Genomic DNA, 26,594 nt, shown 5'->3' on the forward strand with positions numbered 1-26,594 from the left:
CCCGGTGTAGTTTTCAGGGAGATACTCGCAAAAGAGATGACAAAAACCACAGTGTCATGAAGGGGCGGAGTGTAACAGTTTTTGTGACGTACCGCATAAATTATCCCGGAGCGTACCTGAAACAAAATAAAGCGCCGGGCTGGACAAGCGTAAAAATCAGTCATAATGTTAATCAATCGATTGATTAATACTTAGGTCATGCCATGAATACCTCAACCATGACGACCAAAGGCGAGCAGGCGAAGAGCCAGCTGATTGCCGCTGCCCTTGCGCAGTTCGGTGAATATGGCCTGCATGCCACCACCCGCGATATCGCCGCGCAGGCCGGGCAGAATATCGCCGCCATTACCTACTATTTTGGCTCAAAGGACGATCTCTACCTCGCCTGCGCCCAGTGGATTGCCGACTTTATTGGCGGGCAGTTTCGCCCCCACGCCGAGGAGGCGGAACACCTCTTCGCCCAGCCGCAGCCCGATCGCGGTGCGATGCGCGAACTGATTCTGCGCGCGTGTAAGAACATGATCATGCTGCTGACCCAGGAAGACACGGTGAATCTCAGCAAATTCATCTCACGCGAGCAGCTCTCGCCAACGGCGGCCTATCAACTGATACACCATCAGGTTATCGCCCCACTGCATACCCATCTGACGCGGCTGATTGCGGCCTATACCGGCAGTGATGCCGAAGATACCCAAACCATTTTGCATACCCATGCGCTGTTAGGGGAAGTGCTGGCGTTTCGTCTGGGAAAGGAAACGATCCTCAAGCGCACAGGCTGGTCGCAATTTGATGAGGAGAAAACTGCGCTGATTTACCAGACGATCACCTGTCATATCGATCTCATTCTGCAAGGTTTAACGCAAAGGAGTCTGGACTCATGAAGAAACCCGTCGTTATCGGACTGGCCGTAGCGGTGCTTGTCGCCGTGATTGCTGGTGGAACGTGGTGGTACCAAAGTCGGCAGGATAACGGGCTGACGCTGTATGGTAATGTGGACATTCGCACCGTCAATTTAAGCTTCCGCGTCGGCGGCCGACTCGCTTCACTGGCGGTTGACGAAGGCGATACCATCACCTCCGGGCAGGTGCTGGGCACACTCGATAAAGCGCCGTATGAAAACGCATTAATGCAGGCCAAAGCGGGCGTCTTAGTCGCAAAGGCACAGTATGACCTGATGCTGGCAGGCTATCGCGATGAAGAGATTGCCCAGGCCGCCGCCGCCGTCAAACAGGCGCAGGCCGCCTTTGACTACGCGCAGAACTTTTATCAGCGTCAGCAGGGATTGTGGAAAAGCCGTACGATCTCCGCCAACGATCTGGAAAACGCCCGCTCGTCCCGTGACCAGGCGCAGGCAACGCTGAAATCGGCGCAGGACAAACTGAGCCAGTACCGCACCGGTAACCGCCAACAGGATATCGCCCAGGCGAAAGCCAGCCTTGAACAGGCGCAGGCGCAACTGGCGCAAGCCGAACTCGACTTGCAGGATACCGCACTGGTCGCTCCCTCTGACGGGACGCTGTTAACCCGCGCCGTGGAGCCGGGCAGCATGCTGAATGCTGGCGGCACGGTTCTCACCCTCTCGCTGACGCGTCCGGTCTGGGTTCGCGCCTACGTCGATGAGCGTAACCTGAGCCAGGTACCGCCGGGTCGAGAAATTTTGCTGTATACCGATGGCCGCCCCGATAAGCCCTATCACGGCAAAATCGGTTTTGTTTCTCCGACCGCAGAATTCACCCCGAAAACCGTCGAGACCCCGGATCTTCGCACCGATCTGGTTTATCGCCTGCGCATTGTGGTAACGGACGCCGATGATGCGCTACGCCAGGGAATGCCAGTGACACTGAAGTTCGGTAATGAGGCGCGGCATGAATGACGCCGTCATTACGCTAAACGGACTGGTTAAACGCTTCGCGGGAATGGAAAAGTGCGCCGTGGCTCCGCTCGACTGCACGATTCACGCGGGCTATGTCACCGGGCTGGTGGGGCCGGACGGTGCCGGGAAAACCACCCTGATGCGGATGCTAGCGGGACTACTGAAGCCCGACGGCGGCCAGGCTTCGGTGATTGGTTTTGATCCGATTCGCGACGACAGCGCGCTGCATGCCGTGCTCGGTTATATGCCGCAAAAATTTGGCCTGTATGAAGATTTGACCGTCATGGAGAACCTTAACCTCTATGCCGATCTGCGCAGCGTCACTGGCGAGACGAGAAAAAAAACGTTTGAGCGTCTGTTGGAATTCACCTCGCTCGGCCCATTTACCGGGAGGCTGGCCGGTAAACTCTCTGGGGGTATGAAACAGAAGCTGGGGCTGGCCTGTACGCTGGTCGGCGCGCCAAAAGTTCTGCTGCTCGATGAACCCGGCGTCGGCGTGGACCCGATTTCACGACGCGAGCTGTGGCAGATGGTGCATGAGCTGGCGGGTGACGGAATGCTGATTCTGTGGAGCACCTCGTATCTGGATGAAGCCGAACAGTGTCGCGACGTGCTGCTGATGAACGAAGGTGAACTTCTCTATCAGGGCGAACCGACGGCACTGACGCAAACCATGGCGGGCCGCAGTTTCTTAATCAGCAGTCCGCAGATAAACAACCGCAAGCTGTTGCAGCAGGCGTTAAAACTGCCGCAGGTCAGTGATGGCATGATTCAGGGGAAATCCGTTCGCCTGATCCTGAAAAAAGAGGCCACGGCTGACGATATTCGCAACGGCGAAGGGATGCCGGAAATCGCGATTGATGAAACTGCGCCTCGCTTTGAAGATGCGTTTATTGATCTGCTCGGCGGAGCGGGAACGTCAGAATCCCCGCTTGGCGCAATCCTGCATACGGTAGAGGGAACGCCCGGCGAGACGGTGATTGAAGCAAAGCAATTGACCAAAAAGTTTGGGGATTTTGCCGCGACCGACCAGGTGAATTTTGCCGTCAAGCGTGGAGAGATTTTTGGCCTGCTCGGCCCCAACGGCGCGGGGAAATCCACCACCTTTAAAATGATGTGTGGTCTGCTGGTGCCGACCTCTGGTAAAGCGCTGGTCCTGGATATGGATCTGAAGGTCAGCTCGGGCAAGGCGCGTCAGCATTTGGGCTACATGGCGCAAAAATTCTCCCTCTACGGCAACCTGACGGTGGAGCAAAACCTGCGTTTCTTCTCCGGCGTCTACGGTCTGCGGGGACGCGCGCAAAACGAAAAAATTGCGCGGATGAGCGAAGCCTTTGGTCTGAAAAGCATTGCGTCGCATGCCACTGATGAACTGCCTCTGGGATTTAAACAGCGCCTGGCGCTGGCCTGCTCGCTGATGCACGAACCGGATATTCTCTTTCTTGATGAACCAACCTCAGGCGTAGACCCCCTAACCCGCCGCGAATTTTGGCTGCATATCAATAGCATGGTCGAAAAAGGCGTGACGGTCATGGTCACCACCCACTTTATGGATGAAGCGGAATACTGTGACCGTATTGGGCTTGTGTATCGCGGGAAACTGATCGCCAGCGGCACCCCGGATGACCTGAAAGCGCAGACCGCCGACAACGACACGCCGGACCCGACGATGGAGCACGCGTTTATCACCCTCATCCACGACTGGGACAAGGAGCATACGCATGAGTAACACCGTACTCTCCTGGCGCCGGGTGCGCGCCCTGTGCATCAAAGAAACGCGCCAGATCGTTCGCGATCCCAGCAGTTGGCTGATTGCGGTGGTGATCCCGTTGCTGCTGCTGTTTATTTTTGGCTACGGCATCAACCTCGACTCCAGCAAGCTGCGGGTGGGGATCCTGCTTGAGCAGCAGAGTGAAGAGGCGCTCGACTTTACGCACACCATGACGGGCTCACCCTATATCGACGCCACCATCAGCGATAACCGTCATGAGCTTATCGAAAAGATGCAGGCCGGGCGCATTCGCGGTCTGGTGGTGATCCCGGTCGATTTCGCTCAGCAAATGGCGCGGGCCAATGATACCGCCCCGATTCAGGTGATCACCGACGGCAGCGAGCCGAACACGGCAAACTTTGTGCAAGGCTATGTCGAGGGGATCTGGCAGATCTGGCAAATGCAGCGGGCGGAAGATCGCGGGGAAGAGTTTAAACCGTTGATTGACGTACAGACCCGCTATTGGTTTAACCCGGCCGCCATCAGCCAGCATTTTATTATCCCGGGGGCGGTCACCATCATTATGACGGTGATCGGCGCCATCCTCACCTCACTGGTGATCGCGCGCGAATGGGAACGCGGCACCATGGAAGCGCTACTTTCCACCGAAGTCACCCGCGTGGAATTACTGCTGTGTAAGCTGATCCCCTATTACTTCCTCGGGATGCTGGCGATGCTGCTCTGTATGCTGGTTTCGGTGTTTATTCTCGGCGTGCCGTATCGCGGTTCGCTGTTGATCCTGTTTTTTATCACCAGCCTGTTTTTACTCAGCACGTTGGGGATGGGACTGCTCATCTCGACCATTACCCGTAACCAGTTTAACGCCGCCCAGGTCGCGTTGAACGCCGCCTTTTTGCCCTCGATTATGCTGTCGGGGTTTATCTTCCAGATCGACAGCATGCCTGCAGTGATCCGCGCGGTGACGTACATTATTCCGGCGCGCTATTTCGTCAGTACCCTGCAAAGCCTGTTTCTGGCCGGTAATATCCCGGTGGTGCTGATGATCAACGTCCTGTTTTTAATCGCGTCGGCAGTCATGTTTATTGGTCTGACGTGGCTCAAAACCAAACGTCGGCTGGATTAGGGGAGAAGAGCATGTTTCATCGCTTATGGACGTTAATCCGCAAAGAGCTACAATCGCTGCTGCGCGAGCCGCAGACCCGCGCGATCCTGATTGTGCCGGTGCTGATTCAGGTTATTCTGTTTCCCTTTGCCGCCACGCTGGAAGTCACCAACGCCACCATCGCCATTTATAACGAAGATAACGGCAAGCATTCGGTCGAGCTGACCCAACGTTTTGCCCGCGCCAAAGCCTTTACGCATATTCTGCTGCTCAATAGCCCGCAAGAGATCCAACCGACCATCGATACCCAGAAAGCGCTGTTACTGGTGCGCTTCCCGGCAGATTTCTCGCGGAATCTGGATACCTTCCAGCAGGCGCCGATGCAGCTGATTCTTGACGGACGCAACTCCAACAGCGCGCAAATCGCTGCCAACTATTTGCAGCAAATCGTCAAAGATTACCAGCAGGAGCTGATGGACGGTAAGCCCAAACCCAACAACAGCGAGCTGGTCGTGAGAAATTGGTACAACCCGAATCTGGACTATAAATGGTTCGTGGTGCCGTCACTGATCGCCATGATCACCACCATTGGCGTGATGATCGTGACCTCGCTTTCCGTTGCCCGTGAACGCGAGCAAGGTACGCTGGATCAACTGTTAGTTTCCCCTCTGACCACCTGGCAAATTTTCATCGGCAAAGCCGTCCCTGCGCTGATTGTTGCTACCGGGCAGGCCACTATCGTGCTGGGCATCGGCATCTGGGCATACCAAATTCCCTTTGCCGGTTCGCTGGCCCTGTTCTACTTCACGATGGTGATTTACGGTTTATCACTGGTCGGTTTCGGGCTGCTGATCTCATCGTTGTGCGCCACTCAGCAACAGGCGTTTATCGGCGTGTTTGTCTTTATGATGCCGGCGATTTTGCTCTCGGGGTACGTTTCCCCGGTCGAGAATATGCCCGTCTGGTTGCAGAATTTAACGTGGATAAACCCTATCCGCCACTTTACGGATATCACCAAGCAGATTTACCTGAAGGATGCGAGTTTGAAGATTGTCTGGGGAAGTTTGTGGCCGCTACTGGTGATAGCAGCCACAACGGGATCAGCGGCGTATGCGATGTTTAGACGCAAAGTGATGTAACTTTTTCTCTTTCGCCAGTAACGAAACCACCGCGGGTCCGGCAAGGATTGCCAGCCCCGCAACAGCCAACAGTACGTTGTTTTGCAAAACACGAGACAGCAGCCACAGCGCAATCATTGCCGCGCCGAAATACCAGGTTGTGGTCAGCTCTTCCAGTACATCCGCAACGTCACGCCAGCGCTGTTCATGGTGGCGTTGTAACGCCAGCATCAGCAACACTGTCACGCCGTAAACCACGCAAAGCCCGAGCCCTACGTGTACCAGTGTACCGCTCATCCAGCCCGTCACCAGCAACGCCACTACCAGTAAATGCAACACAATCTGCCAGCAACTTAGACCCGTTGCGACACGAACACGTTGTTGCCACCTCATGGCTAATCTCCTGAAGGATTTTTGTCTAATTACTCAGAGTACCGGACTTTACGGAAAATTCCGTAAGACCGCATCTTTTTGTGACGACGACTACACTATTTTTATTCAGGAAAGTGATGCAAACAGGAGAATTATGCCCGGACAAACGCAGCGATTTTCATTCAACGTGCTCACCCTCAATACCCACAAAGGTTTCACGGCGTTTAACCGTCGTTTTATTTTGCCGCAACTGCGGGAGGCGGTGCGAACCGTCAGTGCGGATATTGTCTGTTTGCAGGAAGTGATGGGCGCCCATGAAGTTCACCCCCAGCGCATTGCAAACTGGCCGGAGACTCCCCATTACGAGTTTCTCGCCGATACCCTGTGGCGTGATTTCGCTTACGGGCGTAATGCCGTTTACCCGGAGGGGCACCACGGCAACGCCGTACTCTCGCGCTATCCCATTGAATATGATGAAAATCGTGACATCTCCGTTGGCAACAGCGAAAAACGCGGCGTGCTTTATTGCCGCATTATGCCGCCGCAGTTGAGCCGACCGATCCACGTCATGTGCGTACATCTGGGCTTGCGTGAAACCCATCGCCAGAAGCAGCTCAACATGCTGGCCGACTGGGTAAACAGCTTACCCGTTGGCGAACCGGTAATTGTCGCCGGGGATTTTAATGACTGGCAACAACAGGCTAACCGTCCGTTAAAGGCCCGTGCGGGCCTGGAGGAGATCTTCACTCGCGCCCACGGTCGCCCGGCGCGAACGTTCCCGGTGCGCCTGCCGTTACTGCGCCTTGATCGCATTTATGTCAAAAACGCCAACGCCAGCGCCCCCACGGCGCTACCGCTGCATCACTGGCGACACTTATCTGACCATGCGCCTCTGAGTGCGGAGATTCATCTATGAAATGCGGCTGGCGTGAAGGCAATCAGATTCAGTTACTGGAGAACGGCGATCGGTTTTACCCTGCCGTGTTTGACGCCATCGCCCAGGCGGAGCAGAAAATCATTCTGGAAACCTTTATCTGGTTTGACGATGAGGTAGGAAGACAACTGCACGCGGCCCTGCTCAATGCCGCCCAACGTGGCGTACACGCCGAAGTGTTGCTGGACGGGTACGGTTCCCCGGATCTCAGCGACGCTTTTGTTGAAGCGCTGACGGCGGCAGGGATTATTTTTCGCTATTACGATCCCCGCCCCCGCCTGCTGGGGATGCGCACCAATCTGTTCCGCCGGATGCACCGAAAGATTGTGGTGATCGATGCCCGGATCGCCTTTGTTGGCGGGATTAACTACTCCGCCGAACAGATGTCCGACTATGGCCCTGAGGCCAAACAGGATTACGCCGTTCGGGTTGAAGGGCCGATTGTGGAGGATATTCTGCAATTTGAGCTGGAGAACCTGCCGGGACAGCGCGCAGCGCGCCGCTGGTGGCGGCGCCATCATCGCGCGGAAGAAAATCGCCAGCCAGGCGAAGCGCAGGCGTTGTTTGTCTGGCGCGATAATGACGAACACCGCGACGATATCGAACGCCATTACCTGAAAATGCTCACTCAGGCAAAACGCGAAGTGATGATTGCGAACGCCTATTTCTTCCCGGGCTATCGCCTGCTGCATGCGATGCGCAACGCGGCCCGACGCGGCGTGCGCGTAAAGCTTATCGTGCAGGGTGAACCCGACATGCCGATTGTCAAAGTCGGCGCGCGGCTGCTCTACAACTATCTGGTCAAAGGCGGCGTACAGATTTTTGAATATCACCGTCGCCCTCTGCATGGCAAAGTGGCATTGATGGATGACCACTGGGCAACCGTAGGTTCCAGTAACCTTGACCCACTCAGTCTGTCGCTCAATCTGGAAGCGAACATCATCATTCATGATCGAACATTTAACCAGACGTTACGCGACAATCTCAGCACAATCATTGCCGATGATTGCAAACAGGTTGATGAGTCGATGTTGCCCAGACGCACCTGGTGGAATCTCACCAAAAGCGTACTGGCGTTCCACTTTTTGCGTCACTTCCCCGCGCTGATCGGCTGGCTTCCGGCCCATACTCCGCATTTAACACGGGTTGAACCACCAGCCCAGCCAGCGATGGAAACTCAGGACCGGGTAGAAGCGCAAGATACGGGGGGCAAACCCTGATGGCTAAATCGCGTGCACGCTGGCGGCGGGCTAAAAAAATCCTCACCTGGCTGTTTTTTATTGCCGTCATCGTACTGCTGGTGGTCTACGCCAGCAAAGTCGACTGGAGCGAGGTCTGGACGGTTGTCCGCGACTATAACCGGATGGCCATGGCTGGCGCTGTTGGGCTGGTGATCGTCAGCTACCTACTCTACGGCTGTTATGATTTGCTCGCGCGCCTCTACTGTGGGCACCGGCTGGCAAAGCGGCAGGTGATGCTGGTCTCTTTCATCTGTTACGCCTTCAATCTGACCCTCAGTACCTGGGTTGGCGGTATCGGGATGCGTTACCGACTGTATTCCCGTCTCGGCTTACCGGGCAGCACGATCACGCGGATTTTCTCACTCAGCATCGCCACCAACTGGCTGGGTTACATCGTGCTGGGGGGCGTGATCTTTACCTTTGGCGTGGTGCAACTGCCTGACCATTGGTATATCGATGAAAATACGCTGCGTATTCTGGGCGTGACGTTGCTTTTGATCATTATGCTGTACCTGTGGTGCTGCGCCTTTGCGAAGCATCGACATCTCACCATCAAAGGGCAAAAGCTGGTGTTGCCCTCCTGGAAGTTCGCCCTCGCACAGATGGCCATTTCCAGCATTAACTGGATGGTGATGGGGGCGACCATCTGGCTGTTAATGGGGCAGTCCGTAAACTATTTCTTTGTCCTTGGCGTGTTACTGGTGAGCAGTATCGCAGGCGTCATTGTGCATATTCCGGCAGGGATTGGGGTACTGGAAGCCGTTTTTATCGCCCTTCTCGCAGGAGAACATACCTCTCAGGGTACGATAATCGCCGCCCTGCTCGCCTGGCGGGTGCTCTATTATTTTATTCCGTTGCTGCTGGCGTTGATCTGTTATCTGGTACTGGAGAGTCGGGCGAAGAAATTGCGGGCAAAAAACGAGAAGGCGATGGCGAAGTGATTTTTGCCGGATGGTGTTCAGTACGAACGCCATCCGGCACCACAGCAATTAACGGCGATTACCGAAAATGCGCAGCAGCATCAGGAACAGGTTGATGAAGTCCAGATACAACGTTAATGCGCCCAGTATGGAGTACTTGCGCAGATTAGCGCTGTCACGGACGTCGATCTGCTCGCCAATGTTTTTCAGCTTTTGCGTGTCGTAGGCGGTCAGTCCGACAAACACAATCACCCCGATATAGGTCACCGCCCACATCAGCGCTTCGCTTTTCAGCCAGAAGTTGACCAACGATGCCAGAACGATACCAATCAGCGCCATAAACAGCATGTTGCCGAAACCACTGAGATCGCGCTTAGTGGTGTAACCGTACAGGCTCATCGCACCAAACATGCCGCCCGAGACCACAAAGGTGCTGGCGATGGAAGAGTAGGTATAGACGATAAAAATGCTCGACAGCGTTAATCCCGTCAGCGCGGAATAAAGCATAAACAGCGTGGTCGCCATCCCGGCGCTGAGTTTATGCACCATCGCAGACAGCACAACCACCAACGCAAGCTGAGCGATAATCAAACCAAAGAAGGTGATTTTGCTGGAAAAGATAAACATCATCAGTTCAGGCGTATTGGCGGCATACCACGCAATAAACGCCGTCAGCAGTAAACCGCAGGTCATCCAGCCATAGACTTGCGCCATGTAGGTTTGCAGGCCGGGACGTGCCTGCACGATAGAATCGGATCGTGGAAATCGGTCCATGATAATCTCCTGGTTGAAAGTGATACCTGTCACTAAGCGTATCACATTATCTCACCAGCGTTTCGCCGCCTGTTGATCGCTATCACGCGCTTCTACCCAGCGGTCGCCCTCCGGCGTCGCTTCACGCTTCCAGAACGGCGCACGCGTTTTCAGATAATCCATAATGAACTGTCCGGCTTCAAACGCGCTGCTGCGATGCGCGCTGGTCACGCCGACAAAAACGATTTCATCGCCTGGCCACAATTCGCCGATGCGATGAATCACCGTCACCCGCCCCAGCGGCCAGCGGCTACGCGCTTCATCGACGATATCCGCCAGCGCCTTTTCCGTCATGCCTGGGTAGTGCTCCAGCGTCAGCGCCTTCACGCTGTCGCCAAGATTATGATTGCGGACTTTCCCGGTGAACGTGACAACGGCACCATCTTCATCGCGTTCCGCCAGCCAGGGATACTCTTCCCCTACGCTAAACGGGGCAGGCCCGACAATAATTCGCGTTTCAGCCATCTCAGCCTCCCGTCACTGGCGGGAAGAACGCCACTTCATCACCGTCAACCAACGGTTGATCAAAGCTGACTAATGTCTGGTTAACCGCAGCCAGCAGTTTGCCATCTTCCAGCGCCAGCGCCCAACGATCGCTTTGTGCCGCCAGATGCTGACGCAGCGCATCCACCGTGGTGAACCTGGCTGGCAGTTCCAGCGCATCGGTATTGACCAGTTCGCGCACCTGCGCGAAGAAAAGCACCTTAATCATCGGCATCCACCTTAAAATCGCCCGACTTGCCGCCGCTTTTCGCCAGCAAGCGTACCGGGCCAATCACCATGTCTTTTTGCACGGCTTTGCACATGTCGTAGATGGTCAACGCCGCAACAGATGCCGCGGTCAGCGCCTCCATTTCCACACCGGTCTTCCCGGTCAAACGGCAGACAGATTCGATACGCACACGGTTGTGCTCCGGTTCCGCCTTCAGTTGTACTTCTACTTTGCTCAACAGCAGCGGATGACACAGCGGGATCAGCTCCCAGGTGCGTTTGGCGGCCTGAATCCCGGCAATACGGGCGGTCGCAAAAACGTCGCCTTTATGGTGACTGCCAGCGATGATCATCGCCAGCGTTTCGCTATGCATCGTGACAAAGGCTTCCGCGCGCGCCTCGCGAACGGTTTCCGTTTTGGCGGAGACATCCACCATGTGCGCTTCGCCAGCGGCGTTAATATGGGTCAGTTGCGACATACTTATTTCTTCAAATGGGGGTGGAAATTGCACGGACGCGTGCGGGCATCCAGTTGCGGCGCAATAATATTGTCCCACGCGGTGCGACACGCTTTGGTGGAACCCGGCATGGCGAAAATTAGCGTTTTGTTGGCCACGCCTGCCACCGCGCGAGACTGCAACGTCGCGGTGCCAATCTCTTCAAAAGAGAGCATGCGGAACACTTCGCCAAACCCTTCAACTTCCCGGTCAAACAGCGGCAATAACGCTTCCGGCGCCTGGTCACCTTCAGTCAGCCCCGTCCCACCGGTTATCAGCACCACCTGCACGTCGTCGCTGGCAATCCAGGCGGAAACCTGGGCACGAATGGCGTAACGGTTTTCTTTTACGATGGCTTTATCGACCACTTTATGGCCAGCTTCCAGCGCGGAATCACGCAAAAAATGGCCTGACGTGTCATCTTCTTCGCCGCGACGGCTGGAAATCGTAAGAATAGCGATACGGGTTGGGATAAATTCAGTACTTACCTGACTCATCTGAAATCTCCTTTTAGCGTTTATCCACCAATGTACGATAAATTTTGCGTAATTCCGGTCTGGTTCTGATGCAGGAAATGGGTCTGTTTTTTCTCCAGCAGTGCGGCCGAAATGCGGTCTTCCAGCGCATGCTGTTGAGCGTCATCTTCCAGCAGATCGCGCAGACTGACGCCGCCTTCGCCAAACAGGCACAGGTGGAGTTTACCCACTGACGACACGCGCAGACGGTTACACGTTGCGCAGAAATCTTTCTCATACGGCATGATCAGACCAATTTCACCGGCATAGTCAGGGTGACAGAACACCTGTGCCGGGCCGTCGCTGCGCTTGCGTAGCTGATGGAGCCAGCCGCGACGCAACAGTTCGTCACGCAGCACCTGACCAGAAATATGGTGTTTACGGAAGAGTTCGCTCCCCTCTCCTGTTTCCATCAGTTCGATGAAACGCAGTTGGATGGGGCGCGCCTGAATCCAGGCAAGGAAGGTGTCCAGCTGATGGTGATTCACATCGCGCATCAACACGGTATTAACTTTGACCTTTTCAAACCCGGCGTCAAAGGCGGCATCGATTCCTGCCATCACCTGCTGAAATTTATCCTGCCCGGTAATGGCATGAAACTGGCGGGCGTCGAGGCTGTCGACGCTAACGTTGATGCCGGTCAGACCGGCGTCGCGCCAGTTCGCCGCATCACGCGCCAGGCGGTAGCCATTAGTGGTGACAGCAATCTGGCGGATCGCGGCATTTTCACGCACGGCGGCGATGATGTCGGTAAAGTCACGACGTAAGGACGGTTCGCCGCCCGTCAGACGCACTTTCTCTGTGCCGAGGTTCGCAAATGCGCGCGTAACCCTGCGAATTTCGTCGACGGTCAGAAAGCCATTATTGGTGACCCCGCCAGGCTTGTAGCCATCCGGCAGGCAGTAGGTGCAACGAAAGTTACACACATCGGTAATCGACAAACGTAAGTAGTAAAACTTACGCGCGAAAGCATCGGTAAGTTGTGAGCCCATGTACACCTTTCCAAATACGGGAGGCGGAGTCATTTCTTCCTGCGCCCTGGTGACAAGCACGTTTACGCGTTGTCACGGCCAAAGCACCGTATCAGTTGACCCAGGTGCAGAGGCTAGAGTGTTTATTGTGGTTATGCCGATACTAGCGTGTAAACGTTTTTTACGCCATCTACACTTACGCTGTATAATCATATATATAACGTCATGATCGTGCACTTTTGCTACAGAATAAGCAAAAACCACAGTTTTGCATTGATATACATCATTTTGCTGTACCTTACCCCTCGCCATAAAGAGGTAGACGGCAAGATTTTATTTCCACTCAGCCTACCTGGCTAATTGCTGAAAACCCGCGATTTGCGCTACTGTAATGCAGATCTTTTGACACCAGGAATTTATATGCGCAATCGCACGCTGGCAGACCTCGACCGTGTTGTGGCTCTCGGCGGAGGGCATGGATTAGGACGCGTTCTTTCTTCACTCTCGCCATTAGGTTCACGCCTGACCGGTATTGTTACGACGACAGACAACGGCGGCTCAACAGGACGTATTCGCCGTTCAGAAGGCGGTATTGCCTGGGGCGATATGCGTAATTGTCTGAACCAGTTAATTACTGAACCCAGCGTCGCTTCGGCCATGTTTGAGTATCGTTTTGGCGGTAATGGCGAACTTTCCGGGCATAACCTCGGAAATTTGATGTTAAAGGCGCTGGATCACCTTAGCGTAAGGCCTCTTGAGGCCATCAATTTAATTCGTAATTTGCTGAAAGTGGATGCGCATTTAATTCCGATGTCGGAGCTGCCGGTAGATCTGATGGCAATCGACGATCAGGGGCATGAAGTGTACGGCGAGGTCAATATCGACCAGTTGTCTATGCCGCCGCAAGAGTTGATGCTGTCGCCGAAAGTCCCTGCCACCCGCGAGGCCGTGCAAGCCATTAGCGAAGCGGATCTGATTTTGATTGGGCCGGGCAGTTTTTACACCAGCCTGATGCCTATCCTGCTGCTGGACGATCTGGCGCAAGCGTTACGACGTACCCCAGCGCCGATGGTGTATATCGGCAATCTGGGGCGCGAGCTAAGCCTGCCCGCCGCCAGTTTATCCCTTGTCGATAAGCTCACCATTATGGAGCAGTATGTCGGGAAGAAAGTGATTGATGCTGTCGTGGTCGGGCCGAAAGTTGATGTCTCCGCCATCACCGACAGAATTGTGATTCAGGAGATTCTGGAGGCCAGCGATATTCCGTATCGTCATGACCGTCAGTTACTGCACTGCGCGCTGGAAAAAGCGGTACAGACGCTCGGTTAAATCGGTAGGCCTGATGGCGACGCTAACGCGTCTTATCAGGCATACCGCGAAGTCCCCTAAGACGCCGCAATAAACAATTCACGTAACTGGTGCAACTGATCGCGGATCTGCGCAGCTTCTTCAAACTCCAGATTCTGCGCATGCTGCATCATTTGCCCCTCCAGCTCATGGATTTTTTGCTGCAACGCTTTCGGCGTCATGTCCAGCTCAACCACATCGGACTTCGCCCCTGCGCGAGACTTCCCTCTTCCCTTCGCTTTTGTCTTCGCGATGTTTTGACCCAACGCCAGAATATCGACCACTTTTTTGTTCAGCCCCTGCGGGATGATGCCGTGTTCTTCGTTGTACTGCTGCTGCTTCTCTCTGCGACGTTCCGTCTCGCCAATGGCCTTCGCCATCGACGCGGTAATTTTATCGCCGTAGAGAATGGCTTTGCCGTTGATATTGCGCGCCGCGCGCCCGATGGTCTGTATCAGCGAACGTTCAGAACGCAGGAAGCCTTCTTTGTCGGCATCGAGTATCGCCACCAGCGAGACTTCCGGCATATCCAGCCCTTCACGCAACAGGTTAATCCCCACCAGCACGTCAAACTCGCCCAAACGCAGGTCGCGAATAATTTCCATACGCTCAACGGTGTCGATATCGGAGTGCAGGTAGCGAACACGTTCGCCGTGTTCTTCCAGATATTCTGTCAGGTCTTCCGCCATCCGTTTGGTCAGCGTGGTCACCAACACGCGCTCGTTGATCGCCGCGCGAATACGGATTTCGGAGAGTAAATCATCCACTTGCGTCGCCACCGGACGGACTTCAATAACCGGATCCAGTAGCCCGGTCGGTCGCACCACCTGATCCACCACATCGTCACCGGATTTCTCCAGCTCATAGTTACCTGGCGTTGCAGATACGTAGATGGTTTGCGGTGCCAGCGCTTCGAACTCTTCAAACTTCAACGGACGGTTATCCAGCGCTGACGGCAAACGAAATCCGTACTCGACTAACGTCTCTTTACGCGCCCGGTCACCGCGATACATCCCGCCAATCTGTGGAATGGTCACGTGGGATTCATCCACCACCAGTAGACCGTCTGCAGGCAGATAGTCAAACAGCGTCGGCGGCGGTTCGCCCGGCCCGCGCCCGGAAAGATAACGGGAGTAGTTTTCGATACCGGAGCAATATCCCAGCTCGTTCATCATTTCCAGATCGAATTGGGTACGCTGTGATAAACGCTGTTCTTCGAGCAGTTTGTTGTTCGCCAGCAGGTTCTTACGCCGCTCCGCCAACTCGACTTTAATCTCTTCCATCGCCTGCACAATACGTTCACGCGGGGTGACATAGTGCGTCTTAGGGTAAATGGTATAGCGCGTAATCGTTGACTCCACCTGCCCGGTCAGCGGATCAAACAGCGACAAACGTTCCACCTCTTCATCGAACAATTCGACGCGCAGTGCGATGTCGTCAGACTCCGCCGGGAAGATGTCGATCACTTCGCCGCGCACACGGAACGTCCCGCGCTGGAAAGCCTGATCGTTTCGGGTGTATTGCAATTCCGCCAGACGACGCAAAATGGCGCGCTGGTCGATGATCATGCCCACCGTCAGGTGCAGCATCATTTTCAGGTATAAATCGGGGTCGCCCAGACCATAGATGGCGGAAACAGAGGCCACCACCACCACATCCCGACGCTCCAGCAGCGCTTTGGTGGCCGACAGGCGCATCTGTTCAATGTGTTCGTTCACCGAGGCATCTTTCTCGATAAACGTGTCGGAACTGGGCACATAGGCTTCGGGCTGGTAGTAGTCGTAGTATGAGACGAAATATTCCACCGCGTTCTCCGGGAAGAACTCTTTCATTTCGCCGTACAGCTGCGCCGCCAGCGTTTTATTCGGCGCCAGCACCATTGTGGGGCGCTGCAAATCCGCAATCACGTTGGCAATGGTGAACGTTTTTCCTGAACCCGTGACGCCCAGCAAGGTCTGGTGCGCCAGACCATCTTCCAGCCCAACCTCCAGACGACGTATCGCCTCAGGCTGATCGCCAGACGGTTTAAATGCGGAATTCAGTTTGAACGGTTTACTCATGAGCAGCTACCTGAAGCAATGGGCGGGCAGGTGTGTAATTTTACTCGGGATAACTAATATTGCCAGCAAAATATACTGGATGAAAAAACAGTAGCACGGTAAAGTATTTCTGTTACGCGGGTAAAAACCACGTCATCACAGTGCAAAATTTAGCCCCAGACGAGATAAAAAACCACCCGATGTCGGTTATCCCCAGACCTATGACTTTTTTAACATTTGTCAAGCAGTGTAATGCGCGTTTTATGGCAATCCATGACACTTTTCCTGCAGCCATTGCTTTTATTTAACAAGCTGTTTTATAAAGAATATTTCTTTAAGCCGTCTTTCGCATCAATTCAGTCGCAGGCCGCGTATTCTCTCGCTTACGTTATGTTTTCTAACTCTAATGCACAAGGTTATCCACAGGAATAGTGGATAACTGCTTCCAGCCCGTATGGACTGCCGCCTGGCAAAATCGACCTTCTGGTCATTTTCGGGCAACTAAAAAAAAATTATCGCTAATTTTTGATTTTTATCAGCTAACAGCGCGCCCCCTACCAGACGAGATCTTGCTCGCATTTTCACCATTTTGTTGGTGGCACTGCTTTTGCTGGGGGAGCAACGTATGCCGTTGATTCGCCGGGCCGCCGACCGCCTTTGCCTCCTGCACCGGGGACGCAACGTGGCGCAGGGACAACTGACCCAGCTAAACGACAAGCTTCTTAATCAGTGGATGACGCCCGCTCCAGAGCGCTGAGATCGAGGTAATGACCTGTCGGGGCGTATTCCGGCGACTCAGCCAGCCAGGGGATTTCCCCTAACAGCGGCGCCGGGAGCACACGCGATAACGTCGCCATATACTCCTGATGACGTTTCCCAGTCGGCGTCACGTCGTTGGCGACCCAGCCTGCGAGCGTTAAACCCGCTTGCTGTACCGCCTGCGCTGTCAGCATGGCATGGTTGATACATCCCAGTTTAACACCCACCACCAGAATCACCGGTAGTTGCTCGGCCTGGACCCAGTCAGCAAAGGTCAGCGTCGTTGAGAGCGGCGTAAACCAGCCTCCTGCCCCCTCAACCAATACCCAGTCAGCCTGGGCTTCTAACGCCCGTAAACCGTCAGACATCACCGTCGCGAGAATGGGCCTTCCCTCATCGGCGCTGATAATATGCGGCGATGTCGGCTCGGCAAAGGTGTACGGATTGATGTCCTGATACGCCAGCCTCAGAGTACTGTTGCGCTGTAATGCCTGCGCATCGCCGTTGCGTAAACCGTCCGTCGTCATCTCACTGCCCGACGCCACCGGTTTGTAACCCACTGTACGGTAACCCCGCAGAGCGGCGGCCTGCAGTAGCGCACAACTGGCAACAGTTTTCCCAACTTCGGTGTCAGTGCCGGTGACAAAATAACGCTTAGTCACGTTCAATCACTCCCAAAAAAAGATGATAAGTCAGCGGGTATTTCCCCTGCTGTTGCGGCCAGGCTAGTTGCAGTTGCTGGAGCTGGCTGCGGGTGAGCACCCTCTGTTCGCGCCCTTCGTGCAGATGGGTCGCTCCAATGCCTTTGAGCGAACGCATCGCGCTCAGCGCATCGTCAAACCAGAGCGTGATAGCCTGAATCCGGTGCCGGGCGCGCCAGCCTCTCAGGGCGTTTTCGATGGCAATGCCGTCTAAAAAGTGGTTTGCATGCGCCCGATTATCGACCGCCCGCCACGCCTGACGCAGCTCCGGCAACGACCCTTGCGCCAGAGTGGTGAATGCTACCTGTCCGCCGGGGCGTACCACGCGATACAGCTCCGACAACGCCTGGGGTAAATCACTGCACCATTGCACCGCAAGGTTACTCCAGGCCAGATCGAAGCTCGCCGTGGGTTGCGAAATCGATTCAATATCCGCCATCAAATAATGGTCTGCGGCCTGCTGACGACGCGCCTCCTCGAGCATTTGCGCCGAGAGGTCGAGCGCCGTTACTTCGCTGCCCTGCGTTCGCCAGTAGCAGCTCATGCGCCCCGGCCCGCAACCGGCATCCAGTACCTGTGAAAACGCGCGATCCGGCAACAACCCAAGTAACGCATCCGCGCTCTGACGTTGCAGTTCGGCATGTTGTTCATACTGCGTCGCTGCTCGTCCGAACGCCGCCGCGATGGCCTGCTTATCAAACTGCGCCATGCAGCACCTCCAGCAAACGATCGATGTCCTGTTTTTCATGCGCCTGGGTCAGCGTCAAACGTAGCCGCGCGGTGCCCGCCGGAACGGTGGGCGGGCGAATTGCGGTCGCCCAGCATCCCTGGCTGCGCAACGTTTCCGCCAGCTGTAATGCGCGCGCGTTATCGCCGACGATCAGCGGCTGGATTGCGCTGTGCGAAGGCGCCAGGGCGAACGCCGTGGTATCCACGCCAGCACGAAAATGTTCAATTAATGACGCCAGTTTTTCTCTGCGCTGGCAGCCTTCATCGCTACGGATCACCGCCAAAGCGGCGCGTAACGCCTGGGCCTGAGCGGGTGGCATACTGGTGCTGTAGATCAGGTGACGGGCAAACTGCAGCAGATACTCTGCCACACTGTCGGAACAGAGAATGGCCGCCCCGCTGACGCCAAACCCTTTGCCGAATGTCACCACCAGCAGTTCAGGCTTCACCTGCTGCTGCCAGCAGCTCCCTCGCCCCTCCTCGCCGGTAACGCCAATACCGTGCGCATCATCCACCAGCAGCCACGCGCGGTGCTGTTGTGCGGTACACTGGATCTCGGCCAGCGGCGCGCTGTCGCCATCCATGCTGAATACCCCTTCGGTCACCACCAGTTGTTGACCCGACGTCGGGGCGGCCAGCAAACGCGACAGATGTTCGGGGTTGTTATGCGTGAAACGACGCAGTTGCGCAGGGCTGAGGCTGGCGGCCTCCAGCAGCGACGCGTGGCTTAGCCGGTCTGCCACGATGCGATCGTCTTTTGCCATCAGTGCGGCAATGACCGCCTGGTTTGCCGCAAAACCGGAGATGAATAACAGCGCACGCGAATACCCCAGCCACTGCGCCAGCTCTTCCTCCAGCGCCTGATGGGCAACGGAATAGCCACTGACATGACCCGAGCCGCCGCTTCCCACCCCAAAGCGCTCCGCGCCTTGCTGCCAGGCGCAGATAATCTGCGGATGGTGACTCAGCCCGAGGTAATCATTGCTGGAAAAATTGAGATATTGACGATCGCCCGCATGAAGCCAGCGCCCGGCGCCCTGCATCACCGCGTGACGGCGGCGCAACGCATCGGCAGAACGACGCGCTGTCAGCGCATCGTCGATTTTTTGCTGCCAGGTCATACGGTTGCCGCGTTGTAGTAATCGTCGGTGTCCGGGGTCATCAGCGCCTGCTCGAGGCGTTGCTGCTGTTCGTTGTCACCCGCCAGAACGGCTGTTTGCTGCGGGTTCAGCCCCAGCTTGCGGAACAACTGCAGGTCTTTATCCTCTTCCGGGTTTGGCGTGGTCAGCAGTTTACAACCGTAGAACACCGAGTTTGCGCCCGCCATAAAGCACATGGCCTGGGTCTGTTCGTTCATCTGTTCACGGCCTGCGGAGAGACGGACAAACGAGGTGGGCATCATGATACGCGCCACCGCAATGGTGCGAATAAAATCAAACGCGTCTACGTCGTCATTATCAGCCAGCGGCGTCCCTTTCACCTTCACCAGCATGTTGATAGGCACGCTTTCCGGCGGTGTCGGCAGGTTGGCTAATTGCAGCAACAGTCCGGCCCGATCGTTTACCGTTTCACCTAACCCCACGATGCCGCCAGAGCAGACCTTAATGCCCGCCTCGCGGACTTTGTCCAGCGTGTCGAGACGCTCCTGATACGAACGGGTGGTGATAATGTTGCCGTAGAACTCGGGTGAGGTGTCGAGGTTGTGGTTGTAATAGTCCAGACCTGCGTCAGCCAGGCGCTTCGCCTGGGTGTCGTTGAGCGTGCCCAGCGTCATGCACGCTTCCAGCCCCAACTCTTTCACGCCCTGCACCATCTGTTCCAGATACGGCATATCGCGTTCGTGCGGATTCTTCCAGGCCGCCCCCATGCAGAAGCGGGTTGATCCTGCATTTTTCGCTTTACGCGCCGAGTCCAGCACCTGTTCAACTTCCATCAAACGTTCCGACTCCAGGCCCGTTTTGTAGCGGGAACTCTGCGGACAGTATTTGCAGTCTTCCGGGCAGGCGCCGGTTTTAATCGACAACAGCGTACTCACTTGCACCTGTTGCGGGTCAAAATGTTGACGGTGAATCTGTTGCGCTTCAAACAGCAAATCCAACAGCGGTTTTTCAAATAATTCTGTGACTTGCGACATTGTCCAGCGAGCGTGGTGAGCCATCGGGCTTCTCCAAAGGGTGTTGTTAATTTTTGATTCGGTGTAGACTCGTAAACCTAAATCTTTTTAATTTGGTTTACAAGTCGATTATGACAACGGACGATCTTGCCTTTGACCAACGCCATATCTGGCATCCTTACACGTCAATGACCTCACCGCTCCCGGTGTATCCGGTGGAGCGCGCCGAAGGTTGCGAACTGATTTTGTCTAACGGCGAACGCCTGGTGGACGGCATGTCCTCCTGGTGGGCGGCGATTCATGGCTACAATCACCCACAGCTCAACGCGGCAATGAAAACGCAGATCGACGCCATGTCGCACGTGATGTTCGGCGGTATCACCCATGCCCCTGCCATCAATCTGTGCCGTAAACTGGTGGCGATGACCCCAGAGCGGCTCGAGTGCGTTTTTCTGGCGGATTCCGGTTCGGTCGCGGTGGAAGTGGCGATGAAAATGGCGCTGCAATACTGGCGGGCATTAGGCGAATCCCGCCAGCGCTTCCTGACGTTTCGTAACGGTTATCACGGGGATACGTTCGGCGCGATGTCCGTCTGTGACCCGGAGAACTCCATGCATAGCCTGTGGAAGGGCTATCTGCCGGATAACCTGTTCGCTCCCGCGCCACAAAGCCGGATGGACGGTGAGTGGGATGAACGGGATATGGTGGCATTTGCTCGTCTGATGGCCGCGCACCGCACCGAGATTGCGGCGGTCATTCTGGAGCCGATAGTCCAGGGCGCGGGCGGCATGCGGATGTACCATCCTGAATGGTTGCGCCGCATTCGCAAAATGTGCGACCGCGAAGGCATCCTGCTGATTGCCGATGAGATTGCGACCGGATTTGGCCGTACGGGTAAACTGTTTGCCTGCGAGCACGCCGACATCACGCCGGACATTCTGTGTCTGGGGAAAGCGCTGACCGGCGGGACTATGACCCTCTCCGCCACCTTAACCACCCGCGCTATCGCTGAAACCATCAGCAACGGCGAAGCCGGATGCTTTATGCATGGCCCAACATTTATGGGCAATCCACTGGCCTGTGCCGTGGCGACCGCCAGCCTGTCGCTGCTGGAAAGCGGAGAGTGGCAACACCAGGTTGCTGCTATCGAAACCCAGTTACGCGCTGAATTATCCCCTGCCGCGCAGTCGCCGTGGGTGGCGGATGTGCGCGTGCTTGGCGCCATTGGCGTAGTGGAAACCACGCATCCGGTGAATATGGCAGCGCTGCAACGCTTCTTTGTGGAACACGGGGTGTGGGTACGCCCGTTCGGTAAACTGATCTATCTGATGCCGCCTTACCTTATTCAACCTGAGCAACTGCGTAAACTGACGCAGGCCGTGAATGACGCCGTGACGCAGGAAACATTTTTTATCCATTAATCGGCGGTAAGCCCGTCTGATACTGACTACACTTTTTTGCGGATCAGCAGATTGACGGAGGGTGCATGATACTTATCAGCCACGACCTGCGCGACGGGGAAAAACTGCCCCATCGTCAGGTGTTCAACGGGATGGGCTATGACGGAGATAATATCTCTCCGCACCTGGCCTGGGACGATGTTCCGACCGGGACGAAAAGCTTTGTCGTGACCTGTTACGATCCCGACGCGCCCACCGGTTCGGGTTGGTGGCACTGGGTTGTCGCCAACTTACCTGCCGACACGCGCGTTTTACCGCAAGGTTCAGGCTCCGGTCTTTCGCCGCTGCCAGAAGAAGCGATTCAGACGCGCACGGATTTTGGCAAAGCGGGCTACGGTGGCGCTGCGCCGCCAAAAGGGGAAACGCACCGCTATATCTTTACGGTGCATGCCCTGAATGTGGAACGCATTGAGGTCGATGAAGGCGCCAGCGGTGCGATGGTCGGGTTTAATGTCCATTTCCATTCGCTCGCCAGCGCGTCAATTACCGCGATGTTTAGTTAAGTGTCGTTTTGCCGGGTAGCGGCGCAAGCGCCTTACCCGGCCTACGGGTTACAAAAACGCAGGTACCAGGCGCAGTAAATCCCCCCGCGCCAGTAACGCAGTGGCGCACTCGATATCCGGGGCGAAGAAACGATCCTGGGTGTAGTGCGGAACCTGTTCACGTAATACCTGGCGCGCCTGCTCCAGCAGTGGACTGGAGGTTAACCCTTCACGCAAATCAATCCCCTGACAGGCTGCCAGCCACTCCACGGCGATCACGCCTCGCGTATTGGCGGCCATTTCCCACAACCGACGACCCGCCGCCGGCGCCATAGAAACGTGGTCTTCCTGGTTCGCCGATGTTGGCAGACTGTCGACACTGTGCGGATGCGCCAGCGCTTTATTCTCGCTGGCCAACGCCGCCGCCGTCACCTGCGCTATCATAAAGCCGGAGTTAACCCCGCCATTTTTCACGAGGAACGGCGGTAGCTGCGACATGTGTTTGTCCATCATCAACGCAATGCGTCTTTCCGACAGCGCGCCAATCTCTGCGATCGCCAGCGCCAGATTATCCGCCGCCATCGCCACCGGTTCCGCATGGAAATTGCCACCGGAAATCACATCGCCCTCTTCGGCAAACACCAGCGGGTTGTCCGAAACCGCGTTGGCTTCAACAAGCAGCACCTCCATGACCTGACGCAGTTGCGTCAGACACGCGCCCATCACCTGCGGCTGACAGCGCAGAGAGTACGGGTCCTGCACTTTTTCGCAGTTATGGTGAGAGTCGGAAATCGGACTGCTTTCGGTCAGCACGTGGCGGTAAAGCGCTGCGGCATCTATCTGTCCGCGTTGCCCACGCGCGGCATGAATACGCGCATCAAACGGGCGACGTGACCCCAACACGGCTTCCGTGGTCAGCGCTCCGCACACCACGGCGGAAGCAAATAGCTCTTGCGCCTCAAACAGACCGCGCAGGGCAAACGCGGTAGACGCCTGGGTGCCGTTAAGCAGCGCCAGCCCCTCTTTTGCCGCCAGCGTGACAGGCTCCAGACCCGCTTTACGCAGCGCATCCTTCGCCGGTAACCACTCACCCTGCCAGCGCGCCTTGCCCTCGCCGAGCAGCGTAAGCGACATGTGCGCCAACGGCGCTAAGTCGCCTGACGCCCCCACCGATCCTTTTGCCGGAATCTGCGGGTAGACCCCGGCATTGACCAGTGCGATCAGCGCTTCAATCACACTCAGACGAATGCCGGAAAATCCACGGGCCAGGCTGTTGATTTTCAGCACCATCATCAGACGCACCATCGCGTCGTCCAGCGGTTCGCCAACCCCTGCGGCATGTGAAAGCACCAGCGAGCGCTGCAAATTTTGCAGATCTTCGGTGGCGATGCGCGTCTGCGCCAGCAGGCCGAAACCGGTGTTGATCCCGTAAGCCGTGCGCCCTTCAGCCACGATGTTATTCACACAGGCGACGCTGGCATTGATGCCATCAATCGCACAGGCATCCAGACTCAGTTGCACAGGCTGCTGCCAGACGTCGCGCAGTTGTTCAAGGCTCAGTTGGCCCGGCGTTAACATAAGCGTATTCATATCAACGATTTCCTTGAGTAGCCGCGATCATCGGCAAGTTCAGCCCTTGCTCGACGGCGCATTCGACGGCGATGTCATAACCGGCATCGGCATGGCGCATAACGCCCGTTGCCGGATCGTTGTGCAGTACCCGGGCGATGCGTGCTGCCGCCTCATCAGTGCCGTCACAGACGATCACCATCCCGGAATGCTGGGAGAAGCCCATTCCCACGCCGCCACCGTGATGCAGCGAAACCCAGGTTGCGCCGCTGGCGGTGTTGAGCAGCGCATTCAATAGCGGCCAGTCGGAGACCGCATCAGAGCCGTCGCGCATCGCTTCGGTTTCACGGTTCGGGCTGGCGACAGAACCGGAATCGAGATGGTCACGACCAATCACAATCGGCGCGGAGACTTCGCCGCTGCGCACCATTTCGTTAAACGCCAGCCCCAGTTTTTGCCGCCACTCCAGTCCGACCCAGCAAATACGCGCAGGAAGTCCCTGGAAGTTGATGCGTTCACGGGCCATATCCAGCCAGTGATGCAAATGTTTATCGTCTTTGACGATCTCTTTTACTTTGGCATCGGTTTTATAAATATCCTGCGGATCGCCGGAAAGCGCCACCCAGCGGAACGGGCCAATCCCACGGCAGAACAGTGGTCGAATATAGGCAGGAACAAAGCCTGGAAAATCAAACGCTCTTTCAACGCCCATCTCTTTGGCCATTTGGCGAATATTGTTGCCGTAGTCAAAGGTCGGGACGCCCATTTCGCTAAACGCCAGCATTGCCTGGACGTGCGTCGCCATTGAGCGTTTCGCCGCCAGTACCGTGCCTTGCGGGTCAGAAATCGCTTTCTGCTGGTACTCTTCCCAGCTCCAGCCGGAAGGCAGATAGCCATGCAGCGGATCGTGGGCGCTGGTCTGATCGGTTACCATGTCCGGGCGTACGCCCCGTTTTACCAGTTCTGGCACGATGTCCGCCGCATTGGCGCACAGGGCGATAGAGACGGCTTTACCTTCACGGGTGTATTTTTCAATACGCGCCAGCGCGTCATCCAGGGATTCCGCCTGTTCATCGACATAGCGGGTACGCAAACGGAAATCGATACGGCTCTGCTGGCATTCAATGTTCAGTGAACAGGCACCGGCCAGCGTCGCGGCCAGCGGCTGAGCGCCCCCCATCCCACCAAGCCCGGCGGTCAGCACCCAGCGTCCCGCCAGATTGCCCTGATAGTGTTGGCGTCCGGCTTCAACAAATGTTTCATAGGTGCCCTGGACGATCCCCTGACTGCCAATGTAGATCCAGCTTCCGGCCGTCATTTGGCCGTACATGGCCAGACCTTTCGCATCCAGCTCGTTGAAGTGCTCCCAGGTCGCCCAGTGCGGAACCAGGTTGGAGTTGGCGATCAACACGCGCGGCGCATTTTCATGGGTTTTGAATACGCCTACCGGTTTGCCGGATTGCACCAGCAGGGTTTCATCGTCATTCAGTTGGGTCAGTGCTTTAACGATGGCGTCATAACATTGCCAGTCGCGCGCGGCGCGCCCAATCCCGCCATACACCACCAGCTCGTGGGGATTTTCAGCAACATCGGGATCAAGGTTATTCATTAACATGCGCAGCGGCGCTTCGGTCAGCCAGCTTTTGGCTGTTAAGGTCGTCCCTCTTGGGGCACGGATATCCTGCTCACGATATTTGCTTTGGGGCATGTCAGATTCCTCACGAACGCTCAGATAAGTCACTAACATATACTTGTCTATACAAGCTATCGCAAGGACGCAATTAACAGAAATGATACATTTTTGTTATATTGCGTCAGCAATCACGGTTTTCGCTGTTGTCCGGTCAGGACATAAAATGGCCTTGCAGGCGATAACGCGACCCCGGAAAGAGTAAACGCGCATGGGAGACGATCTGCGTTGCAGACCAGGTGGTACGACGGATCAGCAGGCACGGGTCATGTTCTTTGATATTTAATAAAGCGCACTCTTCCGCCGTGGCGCGCACCGCCTCGACAATGTGCTCCCCTTCCGTCAGCGGGGCGATCAACGACAAATAGGCATGCGGCGTTGTCTGCTGGTAATCCTGAGAGAGATACTCCGGCACCACCTCTGCATTCACACAGCGATCCTCAATTTGCACCGGCAGAGCGTCTTCGTAATGCACCATAATAGAATGGAAAATGGGCGTGCCTTCTTTGACGTTGAGCGCCGCCGCCTGCAATGCCGTCGCCTGCGTGCTCTCCAGTGTCAGCACTTCACAGCGGTGCTGGTGGTGACGGGCAACGATTTCGTCTGCAATGCTGCGGATTTCAAACAGCGCCGATTGTCCTTTCGGCTCCGCGACAAATGTCCCGACCCCCTGCAGACGCACCAGCAGCCCCTCATCGGTTAGCTCCCGCAGCGCCCGGTTGATGGTCATTCGACTGAAACCATACTGCGCCACCAGTTCCGCTTCCGACGGAATACGGTCATGGGGTTGCCAGATCCCGCTGGCGATTTTTTCGCTGATGGCCTGTTTGACCTTTTCATAAAAGGGCGCAGGCGCGCTGGCCGTGGCAGAACGTGAGCGAGAGGGAAACATGCAAGAGCCTTCCT

Annotated in this window: 26 protein-coding genes, 1 pseudogene and 1 riboswitch; of the genes and pseudogenes, 12 read left to right on the forward strand and 15 right to left on the reverse strand. The window is 56.0% G+C overall.

Annotated elements, in window-relative coordinates; genetic code table 11:
• Positions 1-203: 203 nt before the first annotated feature.
• From cecR to JM656_RS14550, 5 genes are read left to right on the forward strand one after another with little or no spacing between them, the layout of a single operon-like run.
• Positions 204-881: a transcriptional regulator CecR gene (gene cecR, locus JM656_RS14530; RefSeq protein WP_203358401.1), complete on the forward strand. Its 678-nt coding sequence runs from the start codon at positions 204-206 to the stop codon at positions 879-881.
• Positions 878-1,873, forward strand: a complete 996-nt coding sequence (gene hlyD, locus JM656_RS14535) for a secretion protein HlyD (RefSeq protein WP_203358402.1) — start codon at positions 878-880, stop codon at positions 1,871-1,873. Before cecR ends, hlyD begins: the two co-directional genes overlap by 4 nt.
• Entirely contained in the window at positions 1,866-3,602 is a 1,737-nt protein-coding gene (locus tag JM656_RS14540; RefSeq protein ID WP_203358403.1) for an ATP-binding cassette domain-containing protein, read from the forward strand. The genes hlyD and JM656_RS14540 overlap by 8 nt, the downstream gene beginning before the upstream one ends.
• On the forward strand, positions 3,595-4,728 hold the full coding sequence (locus JM656_RS14545) for an ABC transporter permease (RefSeq protein WP_203358404.1): 1,134 nt from the start codon (positions 3,595-3,597) through the stop codon (positions 4,726-4,728). The genes JM656_RS14540 and JM656_RS14545 overlap by 8 nt, the downstream gene beginning before the upstream one ends.
• Before the next feature lie 11 nt (positions 4,729-4,739).
• Positions 4,740-5,846: an ABC transporter permease gene (locus tag JM656_RS14550; RefSeq protein ID WP_192611653.1), complete on the forward strand. Its 1,107-nt coding sequence runs from the start codon at positions 4,740-4,742 to the stop codon at positions 5,844-5,846.
• Here the strand turns inward: JM656_RS14550 and JM656_RS14555 are convergent.
• The gene (locus JM656_RS14555; protein WP_203358405.1) at positions 5,808-6,218 is read right to left on the reverse strand and encodes a YbhQ family protein; all 411 of its coding nucleotides are present in this window, start codon (positions 6,216-6,218) and stop codon (positions 5,808-5,810) included. The two genes, JM656_RS14550 and JM656_RS14555, sit on opposite strands and share 39 nt — an antisense overlap.
• Before the next feature lie 133 nt (positions 6,219-6,351).
• Here JM656_RS14555 and JM656_RS14560 point away from each other — a divergent pair, with 133 nt between their 5' ends.
• Genes JM656_RS14560 through JM656_RS14570 form a run of 3 tightly spaced genes read left to right on the forward strand, consistent with a single transcriptional unit; the run spans position 6,352 to position 9,313 of the window.
• Complete coding sequence (locus JM656_RS14560) at positions 6,352-7,113, forward strand: endonuclease/exonuclease/phosphatase family protein (RefSeq protein WP_203358406.1); 762 nt, start codon at positions 6,352-6,354, stop codon at positions 7,111-7,113.
• The gene (clsB, locus tag JM656_RS14565; protein WP_203358407.1) at positions 7,110-8,351 is read left to right on the forward strand and encodes a cardiolipin synthase ClsB; all 1,242 of its coding nucleotides are present in this window, start codon (positions 7,110-7,112) and stop codon (positions 8,349-8,351) included. Before JM656_RS14560 ends, clsB begins: the two co-directional genes overlap by 4 nt.
• Positions 8,351-9,313: a YbhN family protein gene (locus tag JM656_RS14570; protein ID WP_203358408.1), complete on the forward strand. Its 963-nt coding sequence runs from the start codon at positions 8,351-8,353 to the stop codon at positions 9,311-9,313. The genes clsB and JM656_RS14570 overlap by 1 nt, the downstream gene beginning before the upstream one ends.
• A 48-nt stretch (positions 9,314-9,361) precedes the next feature.
• Here the strand turns inward: JM656_RS14570 and JM656_RS14575 are convergent, their stop codons facing one another.
• The 6 genes from JM656_RS14575 to moaA all read right to left on the reverse strand — a co-directional run bounded on the left by JM656_RS14575 (position 9,362) and on the right by moaA (position 12,820).
• Positions 9,362-10,066: a Bax inhibitor-1/YccA family protein gene (locus JM656_RS14575; protein WP_203358409.1), complete on the reverse strand. Its 705-nt coding sequence runs from the start codon at positions 10,064-10,066 to the stop codon at positions 9,362-9,364.
• Between the two features lie 51 nt (positions 10,067-10,117).
• Complete coding sequence (gene moaE / locus JM656_RS14580) at positions 10,118-10,570, reverse strand: molybdopterin synthase catalytic subunit MoaE (protein WP_203358410.1); 453 nt, start codon at positions 10,568-10,570, stop codon at positions 10,118-10,120.
• Between the two features lies 1 nt (position 10,571).
• Positions 10,572-10,817 carry a molybdopterin synthase sulfur carrier subunit gene (moaD, locus tag JM656_RS14585; RefSeq protein WP_203358411.1) on the reverse strand — a complete coding sequence of 82 codons (246 nt, stop codon included), beginning with the start codon at positions 10,815-10,817 and terminating at the stop codon, positions 10,572-10,574.
• On the reverse strand, positions 10,810-11,295 hold the full coding sequence (gene moaC / locus JM656_RS14590; protein WP_203358412.1) for a cyclic pyranopterin monophosphate synthase MoaC: 486 nt from the start codon (positions 11,293-11,295) through the stop codon (positions 10,810-10,812). Before moaC ends, moaD begins: the two co-directional genes overlap by 8 nt.
• Positions 11,296-11,297: 2 nt before the next feature.
• The gene (gene moaB, locus JM656_RS14595) at positions 11,298-11,810 is read right to left on the reverse strand and encodes a molybdenum cofactor biosynthesis protein B (RefSeq protein WP_203358413.1); all 513 of its coding nucleotides are present in this window, start codon (positions 11,808-11,810) and stop codon (positions 11,298-11,300) included.
• Positions 11,811-11,830: 20 nt separating this feature from the next.
• Positions 11,831-12,820 carry a GTP 3',8-cyclase MoaA gene (gene moaA, locus JM656_RS14600; RefSeq protein ID WP_192611643.1) on the reverse strand — a complete coding sequence of 330 codons (990 nt, stop codon included), beginning with the start codon at positions 12,818-12,820 and terminating at the stop codon, positions 11,831-11,833.
• Positions 12,808-12,953, reverse strand: a riboswitch (molybdenum cofactor riboswitch). It overlaps the preceding gene by 13 nt.
• Positions 12,954-13,219: 266 nt before the next feature.
• On the opposite strand from moaA, the gene yvcK reads away from it, so the two are divergent.
• Positions 13,220-14,128 (forward strand): uridine diphosphate-N-acetylglucosamine-binding protein YvcK, encoded by a 909-nt coding sequence (yvcK, locus tag JM656_RS14605; RefSeq protein ID WP_203358414.1) that lies wholly within the window; start codon positions 13,220-13,222, stop codon positions 14,126-14,128.
• Positions 14,129-14,184: 56 nt separating this feature from the next.
• Here the strand turns inward: yvcK and uvrB are convergent, their stop codons facing one another.
• Positions 14,185-16,206, reverse strand: coding sequence for an excinuclease ABC subunit UvrB (uvrB, locus tag JM656_RS14610; protein WP_203358415.1), 2,022 nt, complete (start codon positions 16,204-16,206; stop codon positions 14,185-14,187).
• 583 nt (positions 16,207-16,789) lie between these two features.
• Here uvrB and JM656_RS22350 point away from each other — a divergent pair.
• Positions 16,790-16,942: pseudogene (locus JM656_RS22350) on the forward strand (ABC transporter ATP-binding protein); the annotation flags it as partial.
• Here JM656_RS22350 and bioD read toward each other — a convergent pair.
• The 4 genes from bioD to bioB are packed head-to-tail and all read right to left on the reverse strand — an operon-like array spanning position 16,908 to position 20,532.
• Complete coding sequence (gene bioD, locus JM656_RS14615; RefSeq protein ID WP_203358416.1) at positions 16,908-17,606, reverse strand: dethiobiotin synthase; 699 nt, start codon at positions 17,604-17,606, stop codon at positions 16,908-16,910. The pseudogene JM656_RS22350 and the gene bioD sit on opposite strands and share 35 nt — an antisense overlap.
• Positions 17,599-18,354 carry a malonyl-ACP O-methyltransferase BioC gene (gene bioC / locus JM656_RS14620; protein ID WP_203358417.1) on the reverse strand — a complete coding sequence of 252 codons (756 nt, stop codon included), beginning with the start codon at positions 18,352-18,354 and terminating at the stop codon, positions 17,599-17,601. Before bioC ends, bioD begins: the two co-directional genes overlap by 8 nt.
• The gene (gene bioF, locus JM656_RS14625; protein ID WP_203358418.1) at positions 18,341-19,495 is read right to left on the reverse strand and encodes an 8-amino-7-oxononanoate synthase; all 1,155 of its coding nucleotides are present in this window, start codon (positions 19,493-19,495) and stop codon (positions 18,341-18,343) included. Before bioF ends, bioC begins: the two co-directional genes overlap by 14 nt.
• Positions 19,492-20,532, reverse strand: coding sequence for a biotin synthase BioB (gene bioB / locus JM656_RS14630; RefSeq protein ID WP_203358419.1), 1,041 nt, complete (start codon positions 20,530-20,532; stop codon positions 19,492-19,494). The genes bioF and bioB overlap by 4 nt, the downstream gene beginning before the upstream one ends.
• 86 nt (positions 20,533-20,618) lie before the next feature.
• On the opposite strand from bioB, the gene bioA reads away from it, so the two are divergent.
• A complete protein-coding gene (bioA, locus tag JM656_RS14635; protein WP_203358420.1) occupies positions 20,619-21,908 on the forward strand; it encodes an adenosylmethionine--8-amino-7-oxononanoate transaminase in 1,290 nt (429 codons plus the stop codon).
• A 65-nt stretch (positions 21,909-21,973) separates the two neighbouring features.
• Positions 21,974-22,450, forward strand: coding sequence for a kinase inhibitor (locus JM656_RS14640; protein ID WP_203358421.1), 477 nt, complete (start codon positions 21,974-21,976; stop codon positions 22,448-22,450).
• A gap of 48 nt (positions 22,451-22,498) precedes the next feature.
• On the opposite strand, the gene hutH is transcribed toward JM656_RS14640, so the two are convergent.
• The 3 genes from hutH to JM656_RS14655 all read right to left on the reverse strand — a co-directional run bounded on the left by hutH (position 22,499) and on the right by JM656_RS14655 (position 26,580).
• Positions 22,499-24,019: a histidine ammonia-lyase gene (hutH, locus tag JM656_RS14645; protein ID WP_203358422.1), complete on the reverse strand. Its 1,521-nt coding sequence runs from the start codon at positions 24,017-24,019 to the stop codon at positions 22,499-22,501.
• A gap of 1 nt (position 24,020) precedes the next feature.
• Positions 24,021-25,706 carry a urocanate hydratase gene (gene hutU / locus JM656_RS14650; RefSeq protein WP_203358423.1) on the reverse strand — a complete coding sequence of 562 codons (1,686 nt, stop codon included), beginning with the start codon at positions 25,704-25,706 and terminating at the stop codon, positions 24,021-24,023.
• Between the two features lie 136 nt (positions 25,707-25,842).
• Positions 25,843-26,580, reverse strand: coding sequence for a histidine utilization repressor (locus tag JM656_RS14655; RefSeq protein ID WP_203358424.1), 738 nt, complete (start codon positions 26,578-26,580; stop codon positions 25,843-25,845).
• Between the last annotated feature and the right edge of the window lie 14 nt (positions 26,581-26,594).

Source organism: Citrobacter sp. R56 (genome assembly GCF_016811995.1).
Classification (GTDB): domain Bacteria; phylum Pseudomonadota; class Gammaproteobacteria; order Enterobacterales; family Enterobacteriaceae; genus Citrobacter_D; species Citrobacter_D enshiensis.